The organism is Roseburia yibonii (genome assembly GCF_014297335.1).
Lineage (GTDB): Bacteria > Bacillota > Clostridia > Lachnospirales > Lachnospiraceae > Roseburia_D > Roseburia_D yibonii.
This window is the reverse complement of the sequence record NZ_JACOQH010000013.1, coordinates 1-13,319: the sequence shown is the minus strand read 5'-3', so window position 1 is coordinate 13,319 and position 13,319 is coordinate 1. Positions and strand designations below refer to the sequence as shown.

Here is a 13,319-nt window from a genome sequence, read left to right as displayed (position 1 = left end):
TATTAATGACAACGAACAAATGTATATCAATCAACTTTGCAGAAGGGGAGTATGAAAAGCTGAGAAAAGCAGCTGCTTATACCACACTTAATGATGCCAGTCTTGTCCGGATTCTTATCAAAAAAAACATTAATGCAGCTAAAACGAAAGGTTTTCTCGAATTTAACTTTCCAATGAATAGGAAAGTTGAGCAGGGCTGTTATCGATCGAAAGCGATACAGCTTAGTCCGGAAGACTACAGAGAGTTCAGCCGGATCCGGGATTGTGTTACGCTGACGACCTCAAATTTGATAAAGTACTGGATCATGCCGGAGTTAGAGCAGATCATTGAAAACAAAGGATGGGAGGCGGAAAAATGATCATTTACTTAGCAAACCCAACGTTTGATCAGACGATAGCTGGTGCTATTGAAGATACAGAACAGATTGTCTTTAGTAAGATTGTTGAAAATGATGTAGATTTTGCAAAATACATCAAAACAAATATCGCACAATTTGGTCAGATCGATATGATCATTGTTGATTTGTCGGCATGCCGCAATACGGATGAAGAAATCATTAAGGCAGTGGAAATGGTGAGATCCATGTATGACAATCTACGGATCATTATATTTGCGGCATACAAAAAAGCCGGAGATGATGTACTGCTTCAATGCTGCAACATGGGGATTTGGAATATCATCACAACGGATGATTTTCGGGAAATCCGGGAGGAATTGATACAGTGTATTACAGTTGGAAAAACTTTTAGTCAGGCATTGAAATATAAAGATGCCAAAACAGATGTCACAATCAAACATGAAAAGAAGACGGTATATAAAAAGTTGATTGGTGTTGCTGGATCTGAAACTAACATCGGGGTGACACATAACGCTATTGTCCTGGCTAATTATCTTCGGAAGAAGGGATTTATGGTCGCGTTAGCGGAAATGAATGATAGCGCGGCATTTGAGGCAATATGTAAAGATTACGATGAAAAGCAATTCGCGGAAGGGTATTACACAATGGGCGGCGTTGATTACTGGCCGGCTGTAGATACTGAATGTCTTGTGCAGATCATGGAGCATTCTTACAATTTCATCGTATTGGATATGGGAGCATATACAGAGTGTGATCGAATCATATGGGAAAAAGCGGATGAAAAAATTATAATATCCGGTTCCAAAGCATGGGAGATGGATCAGACTAACAGTGTATTTGCAAATGCTTCGCAGGAGGCATTGAAGTCATATATTTTCTGTTTTAATTTTACACAGGAGCAGGATTATGATGCTATCCGTGATGGTATGCGGCAATTAAAGCGCGATAATGTTCATTTTTTGAAATATTCGGAAGATCCGTTTTCGAATCATGATTTTTGCGATGGAGACGACATATTTGCCAAATATCTTCCGGATGATGAGCCGGAAGAAACCAAGAAATCATTTTTTAAAAGGATGAGGAAAAATGGACAGAAAAAACAAAAAGATACTGTATGAAAAATATTTGGAGGAGCATGGAATACCAGAGCAAGAGCAGCAGGGCAGTGAACCAGCTTCTGAGGTAGAAGTTGAAGAAGAATGCACATCAAACATGCGGCTTGTATTAATTGAAAGTGTCCATGCATTAAAGAACCTGGTGTACTTTGCAATTTGTATCACGATACTCTGCCTTGCATGTATAGGGGCGATTGTAATGTTAAATGAGCCATTGCGCAGAGAGGTATTGGATATGGTTCTTCCGATATTTTTTAAATAGATAATAGATATTCTTGAAAGGAGGTGAATCCAATGAAGCAGATTCTTGAACATTTTTCTCCGGCAATCATATACCTTGCAGTTTCGGTATTCCTTATTGCTATTTTTGCAGTGCTTTTGACAACTGATGGTCCGATTGCTCAGGCATTTCAGAATTGCATTACCTCAGCACTTTCAACGCTGATGAACGCATTTCAAAAGCCTTAATGATCAAATCCTTTTGATGGTAGTGTTTTTTACTACCATCAAAAGATAAACAAAAAGGAGACAAGAAAAATAATGGCAAATATGCAAATAGAATTAGATAAAAGGCAGTTAGGATTATTTGCAAAATATCTTGATATGCCAACAGTCACAGATATTGATTACAATGGACATACGCTGTGGATTACGGATCAGATGATCGGTACATATAGAGCCGATGATGAGATAACAGAGAAATTTGTTACACAGTTTACACATGATGTAAGTAATGCAATCAATAAACCATTTAACCAGGCTAATAGCGTGCTGGAAGCAGATACTAAGGAGCTGCGCATATCCTGCGTGCATGAGAATGCAGCACCGTCTGGTACTGTAATATGTATCCGTAAATCACCGCCAATTATTCGAAATACGATAAAAGGAATGGTACAAAATGGATATTGCGATGAAGAAGTGTTGCATCTTTTGATCAACTGTGTAAAAGCAAAAATGAACTTTGTTTTTGGCGGAGAGCCTGGAACTGGGAAAACGGAATGCGCAAAATTCTTCATGCAATTTATCCCACAAAATGAAAAAGTAATCACGATGGAAGATAACCTTGAGATGCATTACGGAGACATTAATCCGGATAGTAATTATACAGAGTTCAGAATAAATAAAGATTTTTCTTATGAGGATGCGATTAAGGCCTCATTAAGATTGAATCCTAAGTGGCTGATGTTGTCAGAAGCGCGATCGCGGGAAGTGGATTTCCTGATCGAGCAATGGAGTACAGGAGTGAACGGATTTTCAACAATCCATCTGGAAGATATTCATAACCTTCCAGATCGAATTATTAATATGATGGGCGGTGTAAAAGATTCTGAGCGAATGGAAAACAGGATATACCGAGCTGTGAATATTGGCATCTTGATACGCCGTATTAAGGATGACCAGGGACATATCAAAAGATATATTGATCAGCTTGGTTTCTATTCCAGAGAACATCACAAAAACCGGGTATATATGATTGTTGACGAAGGTGAGATTGTAGGAAAAGAGATTCCAGAAGAAATTTCAAAAAAATTTCGCATGGCAGGGATCCAGGATCCGTACCGTTGCGATAATATGGATGATTACCTGATACGGGAGGAGATGCGAAAAAATGAAGAAACAGAAGAAAACGAAGGGTAAAAGAAAAGACAGTGTCTTTCGTTTGTTGAATCCAAAATATCTGCAAAAAGAAGTACATATTTACGGATATAATTTTTCACAAAAGACACATCTTGGAATGATTGCGTGCGTGCTGATTGGAGCAGTAGCAATCGGATTGTTGTTTAAATTATCGATACCATTGATTACCGTAATCGGTGTTTTTGGTATTGTTATTATGCCCGTAATGATACTTGATATGTACAAGAGGATGTATCAGCAAAAACGATTTGAAGAAGTAGGGCAGTACATGGAACAGATCGTAAGAGCATATCAGAAAGAACAAAAGATATATACGTCTTTAATTGAATGCGAAAAAACGTTTGAACCAGGTCGCATGAAAGAAGTTCTCCGTGAAGCAATAGAAGCAATCAAACAGAGTAAAACGACGCAGGAAGCATTGGCCATTATAGAGGCTAGTTATGAATGCGATAAAATCCATGCTACACATGAGTTTTTGCTTAATGCGGAAGAACATGGAGGATCTGATGACTTTTTTGATTCATCGAATATGCTGATAAAGGATAACAGCATGTGGATACGTCGTGGTTATACATATCATTCGCAGCGGAAACAGCAGTATACGGATACATTAGTTGGAATCGTATTTGCAACCGTGTTGTGCTCAACTGTTTTGTATATATTAAACTACATTGGTACAGTGTTGAAGGACATGACGTCTGGATTTGATATATTTAGCCAGCCATTTATTCAAATCAGCAGTCTGCTCTATATAATTTTTGCAATCTGTGTGGTGCTAAAAAGCTCACACAAATTAACAGATGACTGGCTTAAAGATAATCAGGCAATCAAAGAGGATCTAATTTTAAATGACTACGATACGGTTATGAACTACGATGAGAAGAAAAGCAGTAAAAAGAGTCTGGTATGGGCGGCACCATTCCTTATCGGCAGTGTGGTTTCATATTTGCTTATATCATCTAAAGTTGTTTGCGCCATCTTGCTTGTGCTTGCAGTCTTTATGCTTGTTCAGCATAAGGTCGGATATAACATAGCGCTTAATACAATCAAAGATGAATTGGGTAACACAGTACCGATTTGGTTTATGGATCTCAACCTGCTCCTGCAGCATAATACGGTGTATGTTGCTCTAACAAAATCTTATGATAATGCGGATATCATTATAAAAAAAGAACTGGATCGTTTTTTTGATGAACTGGATGTGACACCAGATTCCGTAGATCCATATCTGCATTTTTGCAGTAAATTTCAAATGCCGGAAATCAGTGCGTGTATGAAGATGCTCTATTCTGTTTCAGAACAGGGAATTGGGGACAAAAAAATGCAATTAGATGGTTTTATCCAAAGCGTATATGAAATGCAGAACAGGGCAGATGAACGAAAAAAGGAAGATATGGAATTAAAATACCAGAGGTTCTTCTTTTACCCGATTGCCATCACTACATTAAAGATGGCAGGAGATATGACATATGGCATCATGTTAGCCTTATCACTGATGAGTTCGATTCATATTGGAGGATAACAAAAAAGATGAGTACAATTATAAAATTTTTTTCCAGTATACTTATTATACTTTTGGGATTCTTTATGTTCTTGACCTGCATTATCACGGTTTCGTTTCGGATCGATGCGGACGAATTTAAAGCAGATGTGATCGCAGAAATCGAGGACAGTAATTTTAACGCGGCAGTTATCAATCATTGTAAGCAGCAGGCGTCAGACAATGGCTACACTCTGGATGTGACGAATTGCACCTATGATGCAGATAATAATATTCAGCTAGCCGAGGTTCTTTTGACATATAACCTGGACGTACCGTTTTTTGGAATAAACAGCACAAAAGAAGTGCGTGGCATAGCGAGGTAACTAGAAAAATGAAGCAACTAATAGAAGAACAAATTTTAACTTTCCTGTATATACTTTTTGGAGCATTTTTACTTAGCGGTTTTGGAAAGATACTGATGTTTGTATCCAGTATATAGGATAAGGGAGGACAAGAGATGGAACAGATAATAGAAATATTTGGAGACGGATTTTATGCGCTGCTTGGTGGGTGCGCAGTGCTGCTCATGATAGCACCGATGATTTTATCTGGTGGTATTATTTATACTGCGGTTTCCAATTTTCTAACTAGCATATGCGGATAGAGGTAGAAGCGTATGAAACAGATTATAAAACATTTTGCAGAAGCCATGATAGTGACACTGGTCGGGACTTTAATGTTCGGAATCATCTTTTCAATCCGAGATGAAAATGGAAATATAGGATTTGTCAAGATGACGGGACAGGCAGTGCAGTATCAAGAGTTTGATTATAACGCATTTGTGGATTTTGATAAGGTGTTTGCCGAATCACAAAAAGCAATGCCGGTTACTATGTATGATTTAAGTCAGCCGGATATAGTTGCAGGACAGGATGTTGTCTTATCAGATTACATACATTCAACCGCTTATAATGGATCTGCGTTACAGCCCAAAGTAAAAAAGATACTGAAAAATGGGATTGAGGTTACAGATATTTATGATAAAAACAGTGGAATCGTTAATTTCCCGAAATCCGGTGTGTATGATTTTTACATATCCGTCATGGATGATACTATGCGCCGGGTAAATTTAAAGTTAGAGATTCCAGTCAGCAGATAGGAGGAGTGGAAGTTGAAAAATGCGGTGAAATGTATTGTATTGTTTGTGTTTGCAATTTGCGCATTGCTTATAGGTCTTACCTTATATGGCCGTGAAACCAGACAAAAAGAACTACAGAACAACTTGCATAATGTGGCGGAACAGACGGTAAAGATAGCAACATCTGATCGCAGCTATAACATTGCAGATAGTAACGAAATGATGGCAGATACGATTGAAAATATGGTTGTGAGCATGGTTACGAACTCAGATCTTGAGTGTGATTTTTATGGTGTGGATGCAGAAAAGGGTTTGCTATCACTCAAACTCACAGAAGATTTTAAGCATCCAAATGGACAGGATGGAAAAGTCGAACATGATCGGACGGCAATATGTGATAAAAAAGAGGAGGATACGATGTGTACAGTAAAGTTTTATACGGCGCCGGATGCCACAGACTGCTATATGAGTGTGAGTATTCTGACTGGAGATAAGATAACAGCGCCGGTTGGACCGGAAGAAAAAGATAGAGAATTTGCTGGCTGGCTGGATTCAAATGGTTATCTGGCAGACTTCAGTTTGCCGGTACAGCATGATATGACATATTATGCATCATGGAGGTAGAGACGGAAGTGTGCTTACAATATATCGGAACATATCTCGTGATGCTGAGTGTTACTTTTGGACTGCACATAATTCTTCTAAAATATGAGAAGAAGAAATGGACAGCAAAATTTTTTGTGGAAGACATATTTTTAGCCGGATACTTTCTTTTTTGCATGTTTTGGAATGAGAAGTATACAACGATGGGAAAGGATATTCTGGCAATATTGCCGCAGATTCCTTATCTTATATTGTTTCCCGTAAAATTTGTAACTAGTATGGAGGAAAAAAGATGAAGTTTATATATCAGGTGAATCAGATTATACAAAATTATGATGCACAACTCATTTTTAATGTAAATGCGTGTGTGTATGGTGCAATATTTATGATAATGTTTTTGTTTACATTAGTTCTTTCCTCGTCCCCAATAACAACTCACAATGTTTTAAGACTTATGGGTAAATGTTCTCTTTGTTCGCTCTATATGTTGTTTTGGCTTCAATGGAGTTTGGTATATTTGGATGATTTTTTCATGTATATGTTGCCGGGATTAACGCTTGTTATAGCATTGTTTGTAAAAAATTGGGTTAAAGAAGTATGCAAAATTATGGAGAAAGATTTTTGGAATTAGTTGAGCGTGGAGATGTAGTAGAAATATGTCCCATATCGGAGTTTCAGAAGCACGTTATCGGAAATACATACTGGTGCGGAAAAAAACAAAAATGGTACAGAGTTGTAGATATACACACAGATGAGTTCAATTTTTTTAAGTATATGATGGTGGAATGGGAAGACGGGCAGATTGGAAACTATAACTATCCGCTTGATACCAGAAAAGATTGCCAAATAGAATTGAATGAAGAAATAAAAAAGCGATTCTGTATACTTCCGCTTTTTCATAAATAGAGCCACATCAGGGGAAGATGCGGCTCCATCGTAATGGCTACTTACGATTAAATTATTATAGCAGAGCAAAAGGATAAAGGCAAGAGTTTTAGCGGGGTTACACCCCGCACCCTGTCTGCCGCACTGCACAGTTACCGCGGCTGCGCCTAACACTAACTGTTCCGCTTGGTCTGATGATCATGGCAGATGTTCGATAACGTCATCAATGTTGCAGTTAAAATAATCACAGATTTTATCGATTGTTTCAAGAGATATGTATTCGTTTTTTGACATTTTTGCAAGAGCCACAGTGCCAAATCCGACGGCTTCGCGTAATTGTGTTTTAGTCATGTCTTTTTCGAGCAATAATCTAAATAAGGGCTTGTAACTAATCATAATTTGTTCCTCCAATTTGTATTTTAACATAATGAATTTGCAAGTCAATATAGAATGTTTAAAAAAACAAATATAATGATTGACAAACAATGAATGCAGTGCTACAATAAATTTGCAAAAACAAATATTAAAACACGTTTTTGAAATAAATAATATGCAAAAAAACATGATTTGTTTATGAGTAAAAAATTTCTTTTAAATTAGTGGAAGTGGGTGAAAGAATGTTACAGATGAGGAATAAAAAGAAATTATTGATTGAAGAAGAAAAAAAGATAGGGGTGTATCATGTGCAGCTTCTGAAGGCATCCGGAGAAGTGGAGCAGGATTTGTTTGTGAGTCCGGATTTTTTTGCACAAGCATTATTTGGAAATTTCAATCCGCAGGAAGTGAGTGCTCCAGAAGTCAAATCCCTAAGATGGCTTGCGAATATGTTTCCGTATACAGAGCATCCAGAAGATGAAGCGGATAAAATAACAAATGCAATTCATGTTTATACTACGGCCGGGGCAAATAAAATTGAGATGTTGCAAAACATAATAGGTATGAAAATGGAAAGTGGAAAATTATGAGAAAATTCTTTGTACTAGGAATGGCTGCAGTAATGTGCAGTGTAGCAGGATGTGCTGGCCCCGATATGACAACGTATTTGTCCATTCCGCAAAATGGGGTGTATGAGATTGAGAACATCCAGTTAGTGAGGTATAGTAATCAGTCATTATCTTCGTATTCGTTTGATTACATTAGAAATCCGGATAGTGATTTAGAAGAAAAAGTACATATTGACTCTTTTACAGCGGAGGAGGCAAATGGTCTGAGACATGTTTTGATCACTAATGATGAGTATAAAAAAGATTGTTATGTGATCGATGCGGAACATGAGGAATATCTGTATTTGACGCCGGAGACATATCAGGGCATTAAAGAAGGGAGAAATTAACAGAATGGAAAAAATTTCTTTATTGGATTTAATAAGTATTTGTTTTGTATGTTCGCTTCCAGTAGTTGGTATTTGTGAAATGATTGACAGGATAAAAAATGAGAAAACAAAAAAAGTAGTTAAGGGAGTTATAGAAACGATAGTGCTTGTTTGTCTGGTACTTTGGAGTGGAGTATTTACGCCGAAACAGATACGATGCCAGGGAATCTTTCATATGTCAGATGAAAAAGGATCCATTTTTCTCCAGGAAGAACCTCTTTGGCATGAGAATTTGAATGTAGTCAATGCAGACGTGAAAAAATATGACCTGAAAGAGGGAGATCGAGTAATGTGCACGATCAAAGAGTTTTCACTGAGTAATCCTTTCGGTGATTATTTTCCATATAAACGTACCCTGAAATATGTGGAGAAACTGGATTAGAATTTAGTGGAGGAGTGCATGGAAAAACAAATAACATCAGCAATTATTTATCCAATTTCAATTTTAGAATATAATTGTGTAAAGAAATTTATTAATGGATCAGAAACTTATGCCCAAAAACATAATAAAAGCCATGAATGGTTATCCAAATCCTTAGATACAGTAGATAAAGGATTGAAGGTAACATTTATACATGTTTGGGATGTAGATGAACAAGTTTTTGATGGGATTCATTATGATAAAGAGATGGTATTTCAAGCTTATCTTAGTTTTAACACTCTTGAATATGAAATGTATCCAATGGGAGAATTTTGTGCAAAAGATATTGATGCTTTGATGTCTAGGTATGAAAATAATCCAGACTTTATATTTGCTCAATTAGATTGGGATGCTTCAAAAGAAGAAATCATTGAAGAATTTTTAAATGATTTGAAAAATTATGATTATACTGTTAATTAGAATTTAAGGAGTGAATTGATATGAAAAAGAAAAAAGAAAACTTTAGAACAATGAAGTGTAAAGGTTGTCAATGTGATTCCTGTTTCGATTGTCAGTCTACTAATTGTGATATATGCTATCGTGCGGAGTTTGCGGGAGAAAACTATGCAGATATGTACCATGAAGTAAATGAAAAAAAAGAATGTGATTTTGAATTAGAATTTAGTGAGGTAGGAGAGCGTGTTAATAAATACAAAATGCAATAAGTGTAATGAATCAACCAAATTTGTTACGGGTTTTTGGGATGGCGAAGGCGACACACACGGTTGTCTGTATGATTGTAAAAATACAAAGTGTGATGTGAAACAACTTAGGGAAGTTGCAGACCAAGAAGCTGTGCAAAAGCGATTGGAGATTCAACGTTTAAATGGTAAAAATGGTATATACGCAGGACAGCTTGTAGCACTTAGAAAGAATGCTAAGGTATCTATTAGGAAAATGGCAGAAATTTCCGGATGCAACGTAGCCGAATATTGCGCTTACGAAAACGAACGAAAAGCATTTAATTTGGAAGCATACCAAAAGTGTATAAATTATTTAAAACAATAAACTGAGATTTATAAAGGAAGAATCAATTTCTCCAAAATGAAATGAGGAGGAGTGGGAGAAAGAATGTTACAACTGAAAAATAAGAAAAAATACCTTTTAATTGAAGAAGAAAAAAAGACAGGGATGTACCATGTGCAGCTTCTGAAGGAATCCGGAAAAGTGAAACAGGATCTGGATGTGAGTCCGGATTTTTTAGTAGAAGTATTGTTTGGTAATAACGAAGAAGATGATACAGAAGATGGGTGGCAATGGCTTTGTGTGATATTGTTCAATCTGCTTATATTTTTCCTTTTGACAGGAGGAGGGAGATGAGTGAGAGTTTAGAAATGCAGTGCATCAACAAATATAAATTAAAATTTAAGGAGTGAATCGATATGGAAAAGAAAAAAGAAAACTTTAGAACAATGAAGGAGAAAGGGGGAAATGTTGTGAATGTAGAAATTGTAAAGAATGAAAACATGGGAGAACGTTTGGCTGCGTATGCAGAGAAGTCAGCTAAATAAGGAAAATTGTAAATACCCTGGTAATGTGTTAATATAAATGCCAGGGAAATCAAAGCGAGGCGGCTTACCCTCTTTACGGAGGGAAAACCCTCCAGTCGGAAGAAAGGAGGGTTGCCAATGGTTACATATGCGGATTTGATCCAATTTTGTATATTCATTGTTGCCCTTGTCGGTCTGATCTATCAGATTTTACGGGACAAAAGAAAATAGCCGCCACATCTCGCACATGTGACGGCTTTAAGTAATTAAAGTTGCAACATAATCCGGGGTAAGCCGCTTTTGGTTTCCCTCTTTTGCTTAAACTATAACACATATCTGCGCACAGCGCAAGCCATGGTAATGTCGAAAAGGTTGGAGGATTTGAAGTTGGCAAAAGTAGTTCCGGGCTATAAAATGGATAGTGGATAAAAATGGAAAACTATAATACATAAAAGGAGAGACAATCATGAAAAACAAAGGAATGAAATTATTATTACTGGCAATGACAGTTGCAGGACTGACGGGAGCAGCGCCGATCGGAGTGCTTGCGGACACCACAGACGAAGGTGTGACCAGTGAGGCGGCGATAGAAGAAACGACAGAAACAGCGGACACCGCAGAAGGTGGGCGGAGTGTGAATTATTACAGCTTGTCTAAAGATGGCGGCAACTGGGACGGCTCCCATTATACAAAAACAGATGGTACACTGGCGAAGGATGTATTCTTTTTTGATGGACAGTATACTTATTATCTTATGACCGATGGATCCCCGATGAAGGACAAGCTGACCTATCATCCGGATGGAGAGCACATCATCTATTTTGATACGGAAGGACATGAAGTATTTACAACCTTCCGGTATTGTCCGGGTGTGGGTTATACCTGCTACTTTGATTCACAGGGCTATCTCTATAAAGATCAGATCACCTTTGTCGGAGACAAGGTTTATTATCTGAACGCCAACGGAGCCATGGAGCAGAGCGGCTGGTTCGGCTTTGCGAACGGGCGCGACTATGGTTTTGCTAATCAGGATGGTACGCTGATCACGACCGGATGGGGCTATGATCCTTATGGCAGAGTGGTGTTCTATCACTGGAACGGCATGGTGGCAAGAGGACTGATCACGGACAATGTCTGGTATTACAACATGGATGAAACAGATGGACACTATGTCGGACAGTTCCCGTATAGTGGAAGCACCGGCAGCGAGAGTGCAAACACGATCACCGTGGATGGGTATACTTTTAATGTAGATACCATGAATGCGGTGTCTGCGGCAAGCCGTAATGCGGATGAGTATGGGTATGAGAGCCGTGAAATGTCTTATGGAAATACAGTGGTGGATGGTATCGATTACGCTTCGGTGTTCAATGCACAGGGATACTTAAATGGAAACACAGATGTAAAAGCGGCAGGATTCACTACGGATAACGCGATCCTTCACTTTGTGAAAGACGGTATGCCGGCGAGCAGAGTGGCACTGAGAGAATTTAATGTAACAAAATATCGTGCAAACTATTACGATGAATTAAATCCGAAATACGGGGATGACTGGAAGCTGTATTACTATGATTACATGTGCTATGGCAAGTCAGCTGGAAAAGTGGCAAATAAATATATTACAAGAAAGGCAAGCAGGTTAGCTGGACATGACTTTGATTACGCGGCACTGGTAAGAGATTATCCGGAATACCGCTGATCAGGTTATAGCAGCATGTCTGACAGATAAAGGATAAATGAAGGGACGAAAGAACAATAAAAGAAGATTATTAGCATGGGCAGGAATGTGTGTCATGCTTCTGACCGGGCTGCTTGCAGTGAAGCCGCAGGAGACAAAGGCGCTGACGACCGGAGATATTTACTGGAGTGGTAACACAGCATATGTAGCGACCCAGGCGGGGCTGAACGAAGCATGTAACAGAAGAATTACGGCGGATATTTATCTGCTGAATGATATTACGCTGGTTGACCAGGATGTATATTTAACTAATTATCCTACCGGTATTTCCGTGTATGGGATTAAAACGATCCATGGAAACGGACATACGATCCGGAATGGGATAGAAGTGCAAGATGGAAGTGCCAGTGAGGATGTAAAAAACAACGGTGCGCCGGTCTTTAACGTAGCGAATACCCTGACACTGCAGGATGTTGTGATCAAGGGGAACAATGGAGATAATGGTGACGTACAGGATTACCGCAGTGGTATTGTGGTAAGTCCCGGAGGCATGGTAAATGTCCGGTCTGGAACTTATATCACAGAGTGTACCTCATGGTATAAGGGTAATGGGGAACTGCGCGGCGGACATGGGATCTGGTGTAAATCCGGCGGTACGATCAATATCTATGATGGCAGTATCTATGGCAATGCGCAGTCCGGGATCGGTTCTTCTGGAGGAACGGTCAGCGTTGCCGGTGGAAATATCTATTATAACGGCAATAACGGGATCAGTTCCTACGGAACCCTGTATTTCCACGGCGGTACCATAAACCAGAACGCAAACTGCGGGATCTATGTCGGTGATGGCTATGCATATATCAATGGCGGTCTTATTGCCGGAAACCGGAATGAGGCATCGGCAGGCATCGGCATCCAGAAGGGTGATGTCGTGATGAATGGCGGAACGGTCAATAATCTCTCGCAGACCGGCGTTTATCTCTTGAATGGGAATGGGACGTTTACCATGAATGCGGGAGAGATCTACAGTAACGCGGCGTGTGGGATCACGGCAAACGGCGGCACCGTAACTATCAACAATGGACGCATCCATGACAACGGACAGCATGGTATTTCTTCTTCCGCAAACCTTACGGT

The 13,319-nt window shown here is 38.8% G+C and carries 23 protein-coding genes; 22 read left to right on the top strand and 1 reads right to left on the bottom strand.

Features of this window, described 5'->3' with window-relative positions; genetic code table 11:
* Positions 1-5: 5 nt before the first annotated feature.
* The 11 genes from H8Z76_RS13130 (at position 6) to H8Z76_RS13080 (ending at position 7,242) form a co-directional block, all read left to right on the top strand.
* Positions 6-359 carry a hypothetical protein gene (locus H8Z76_RS13130; RefSeq protein ID WP_176924645.1) on the top strand — a complete coding sequence of 118 codons (354 nt, stop codon included), beginning with the start codon at positions 6-8 and terminating at the stop codon, positions 357-359.
* Positions 356-1,477 carry a hypothetical protein gene (locus H8Z76_RS13125; RefSeq protein ID WP_186982794.1) on the top strand — a complete coding sequence of 374 codons (1,122 nt, stop codon included), beginning with the start codon at positions 356-358 and terminating at the stop codon, positions 1,475-1,477. Before H8Z76_RS13130 ends, H8Z76_RS13125 begins: the two co-directional genes overlap by 4 nt.
* Positions 1,446-1,736 (top strand): hypothetical protein, encoded by a 291-nt coding sequence (locus tag H8Z76_RS13120; RefSeq protein WP_176924643.1) that lies wholly within the window; start codon positions 1,446-1,448, stop codon positions 1,734-1,736. The genes H8Z76_RS13125 and H8Z76_RS13120 overlap by 32 nt, the downstream gene beginning before the upstream one ends.
* Positions 1,737-1,768: 32 nt before the next feature.
* Entirely contained in the window at positions 1,769-1,942 is a 174-nt protein-coding gene (locus tag H8Z76_RS13115) for a hypothetical protein (RefSeq protein ID WP_176924642.1), read from the top strand.
* Positions 1,943-2,014: 72 nt separating this feature from the next.
* Positions 2,015-3,112: an ATPase, T2SS/T4P/T4SS family gene (locus tag H8Z76_RS13110; RefSeq protein ID WP_186982792.1), complete on the top strand. Its 1,098-nt coding sequence runs from the start codon at positions 2,015-2,017 to the stop codon at positions 3,110-3,112.
* On the top strand, positions 3,084-4,634 hold the full coding sequence (locus tag H8Z76_RS13105) for a hypothetical protein (RefSeq protein WP_186982791.1): 1,551 nt from the start codon (positions 3,084-3,086) through the stop codon (positions 4,632-4,634). The genes H8Z76_RS13110 and H8Z76_RS13105 overlap by 29 nt, the downstream gene beginning before the upstream one ends.
* Before the next feature lie 8 nt (positions 4,635-4,642).
* On the top strand, positions 4,643-4,978 hold the full coding sequence (locus H8Z76_RS13100; RefSeq protein WP_186982789.1) for a hypothetical protein: 336 nt from the start codon (positions 4,643-4,645) through the stop codon (positions 4,976-4,978).
* Between the two features lie 134 nt (positions 4,979-5,112).
* Positions 5,113-5,259 (top strand): hypothetical protein, encoded by a 147-nt coding sequence (locus tag H8Z76_RS13095; protein WP_186982787.1) that lies wholly within the window; start codon positions 5,113-5,115, stop codon positions 5,257-5,259.
* 12 nt (positions 5,260-5,271) lie between these two features.
* Positions 5,272-5,754: a hypothetical protein gene (locus tag H8Z76_RS13090; RefSeq protein ID WP_186982785.1), complete on the top strand. Its 483-nt coding sequence runs from the start codon at positions 5,272-5,274 to the stop codon at positions 5,752-5,754.
* Between the two features lie 12 nt (positions 5,755-5,766).
* Entirely contained in the window at positions 5,767-6,357 is a 591-nt protein-coding gene (locus tag H8Z76_RS13085; RefSeq protein ID WP_186982783.1) for a hypothetical protein, read from the top strand.
* A 600-nt stretch (positions 6,358-6,957) separates the two neighbouring features.
* Positions 6,958-7,242, top strand: a complete 285-nt coding sequence (locus H8Z76_RS13080; protein WP_176924635.1) for a hypothetical protein — start codon at positions 6,958-6,960, stop codon at positions 7,240-7,242.
* 177 nt (positions 7,243-7,419) lie between these two features.
* On the opposite strand, the gene H8Z76_RS13075 is transcribed toward H8Z76_RS13080, so the two are convergent.
* Positions 7,420-7,617: a helix-turn-helix domain-containing protein gene (locus H8Z76_RS13075; RefSeq protein ID WP_176924634.1), complete on the bottom strand. Its 198-nt coding sequence runs from the start codon at positions 7,615-7,617 to the stop codon at positions 7,420-7,422.
* 221 nt (positions 7,618-7,838) lie between these two features.
* On the opposite strand from H8Z76_RS13075, the gene H8Z76_RS13070 reads away from it, so the two are divergent.
* The 11 genes from H8Z76_RS13070 to H8Z76_RS13030 form a co-directional block, all read left to right on the top strand.
* The gene (locus H8Z76_RS13070) at positions 7,839-8,186 is read left to right on the top strand and encodes a hypothetical protein (protein WP_176924627.1); all 348 of its coding nucleotides are present in this window, start codon (positions 7,839-7,841) and stop codon (positions 8,184-8,186) included.
* Positions 8,183-8,554 (top strand): hypothetical protein, encoded by a 372-nt coding sequence (locus H8Z76_RS13065; protein WP_176924633.1) that lies wholly within the window; start codon positions 8,183-8,185, stop codon positions 8,552-8,554. Before H8Z76_RS13070 ends, H8Z76_RS13065 begins: the two co-directional genes overlap by 4 nt.
* Positions 8,555-8,558: 4 nt before the next feature.
* Positions 8,559-8,975, top strand: a complete 417-nt coding sequence (locus H8Z76_RS13060; RefSeq protein ID WP_176924632.1) for a hypothetical protein — start codon at positions 8,559-8,561, stop codon at positions 8,973-8,975.
* Between the two features lie 18 nt (positions 8,976-8,993).
* The gene (locus tag H8Z76_RS13055) at positions 8,994-9,434 is read left to right on the top strand and encodes a hypothetical protein (RefSeq protein ID WP_186982781.1); all 441 of its coding nucleotides are present in this window, start codon (positions 8,994-8,996) and stop codon (positions 9,432-9,434) included.
* Between the two features lie 20 nt (positions 9,435-9,454).
* Positions 9,455-9,679: a hypothetical protein gene (locus tag H8Z76_RS13050; protein WP_186982780.1), complete on the top strand. Its 225-nt coding sequence runs from the start codon at positions 9,455-9,457 to the stop codon at positions 9,677-9,679.
* Complete coding sequence (locus H8Z76_RS13045; protein ID WP_176924629.1) at positions 9,654-10,022, top strand: hypothetical protein; 369 nt, start codon at positions 9,654-9,656, stop codon at positions 10,020-10,022. Before H8Z76_RS13050 ends, H8Z76_RS13045 begins: the two co-directional genes overlap by 26 nt.
* 63 nt (positions 10,023-10,085) lie before the next feature.
* Positions 10,086-10,334 carry a hypothetical protein gene (locus H8Z76_RS13040; protein ID WP_176924628.1) on the top strand — a complete coding sequence of 83 codons (249 nt, stop codon included), beginning with the start codon at positions 10,086-10,088 and terminating at the stop codon, positions 10,332-10,334.
* Positions 10,335-10,396: 62 nt separating this feature from the next.
* The gene (locus H8Z76_RS13820) at positions 10,397-10,525 is read left to right on the top strand and encodes a hypothetical protein (RefSeq protein WP_279287711.1); all 129 of its coding nucleotides are present in this window, start codon (positions 10,397-10,399) and stop codon (positions 10,523-10,525) included.
* Between the two features lie 117 nt (positions 10,526-10,642).
* The gene (locus H8Z76_RS13985) at positions 10,643-10,735 is read left to right on the top strand and encodes a putative holin-like toxin (RefSeq protein WP_243240557.1); all 93 of its coding nucleotides are present in this window, start codon (positions 10,643-10,645) and stop codon (positions 10,733-10,735) included.
* A 235-nt stretch (positions 10,736-10,970) separates the two neighbouring features.
* The gene (locus tag H8Z76_RS13035) at positions 10,971-12,203 is read left to right on the top strand and encodes a hypothetical protein (protein ID WP_186982778.1); all 1,233 of its coding nucleotides are present in this window, start codon (positions 10,971-10,973) and stop codon (positions 12,201-12,203) included.
* Positions 12,204-12,240: 37 nt separating this feature from the next.
* Positions 12,241-13,319, top strand: a 1,079-nt coding sequence (locus H8Z76_RS13030) for a right-handed parallel beta-helix repeat-containing protein (protein WP_186982776.1), incomplete at its 3' end; no start/stop codon positions are given.

Bases quoted from the DNA above. Each gene is read 5' to 3' on its own strand.
- H8Z76_RS13130 (WP_176924645.1), top strand. From the start codon at position 6: ATGACAACGAACAAATGTATATCAATCAACTTTGCAGAAGGGGAGTAT.
- H8Z76_RS13125 (WP_186982794.1), top strand. From the start codon at position 356: ATGATCATTTACTTAGCAAACCCAACGTTTGATCAGACGATAGCTGGT.
- H8Z76_RS13120 (WP_176924643.1), top strand. From the start codon at position 1,446: ATGGACAGAAAAAACAAAAAGATACTGTATGAAAAATATTTGGAGGAG.
- H8Z76_RS13115 (WP_176924642.1), top strand. From the start codon at position 1,769: ATGAAGCAGATTCTTGAACATTTTTCTCCGGCAATCATATACCTTGCA.
- H8Z76_RS13110 (WP_186982792.1), top strand. From the start codon at position 2,015: ATGGCAAATATGCAAATAGAATTAGATAAAAGGCAGTTAGGATTATTT.
- H8Z76_RS13105 (WP_186982791.1), top strand. From the start codon at position 3,084: ATGAAGAAACAGAAGAAAACGAAGGGTAAAAGAAAAGACAGTGTCTTT.
- H8Z76_RS13100 (WP_186982789.1), top strand. From the start codon at position 4,643: ATGAGTACAATTATAAAATTTTTTTCCAGTATACTTATTATACTTTTG.
- H8Z76_RS13095 (WP_186982787.1), top strand. From the start codon at position 5,113: ATGGAACAGATAATAGAAATATTTGGAGACGGATTTTATGCGCTGCTT.
- H8Z76_RS13090 (WP_186982785.1), top strand. From the start codon at position 5,272: ATGAAACAGATTATAAAACATTTTGCAGAAGCCATGATAGTGACACTG.
- H8Z76_RS13075 (WP_176924634.1), bottom strand. From the start codon at position 7,617: ATGATTAGTTACAAGCCCTTATTTAGATTATTGCTCGAAAAAGACATG.
- H8Z76_RS13070 (WP_176924627.1), top strand. From the start codon at position 7,839: ATGTTACAGATGAGGAATAAAAAGAAATTATTGATTGAAGAAGAAAAA.
- H8Z76_RS13065 (WP_176924633.1), top strand. From the start codon at position 8,183: ATGAGAAAATTCTTTGTACTAGGAATGGCTGCAGTAATGTGCAGTGTA.
- H8Z76_RS13060 (WP_176924632.1), top strand. From the start codon at position 8,559: ATGGAAAAAATTTCTTTATTGGATTTAATAAGTATTTGTTTTGTATGT.
- H8Z76_RS13055 (WP_186982781.1), top strand. From the start codon at position 8,994: ATGGAAAAACAAATAACATCAGCAATTATTTATCCAATTTCAATTTTA.
- H8Z76_RS13050 (WP_186982780.1), top strand. From the start codon at position 9,455: ATGAAAAAGAAAAAAGAAAACTTTAGAACAATGAAGTGTAAAGGTTGT.
- H8Z76_RS13040 (WP_176924628.1), top strand. From the start codon at position 10,086: ATGTTACAACTGAAAAATAAGAAAAAATACCTTTTAATTGAAGAAGAA.
- H8Z76_RS13820 (WP_279287711.1), top strand. From the start codon at position 10,397: ATGGAAAAGAAAAAAGAAAACTTTAGAACAATGAAGGAGAAAGGGGGA.
- H8Z76_RS13985 (WP_243240557.1), top strand. From the start codon at position 10,643: ATGGTTACATATGCGGATTTGATCCAATTTTGTATATTCATTGTTGCC.
- H8Z76_RS13035 (WP_186982778.1), top strand. From the start codon at position 10,971: ATGAAAAACAAAGGAATGAAATTATTATTACTGGCAATGACAGTTGCA.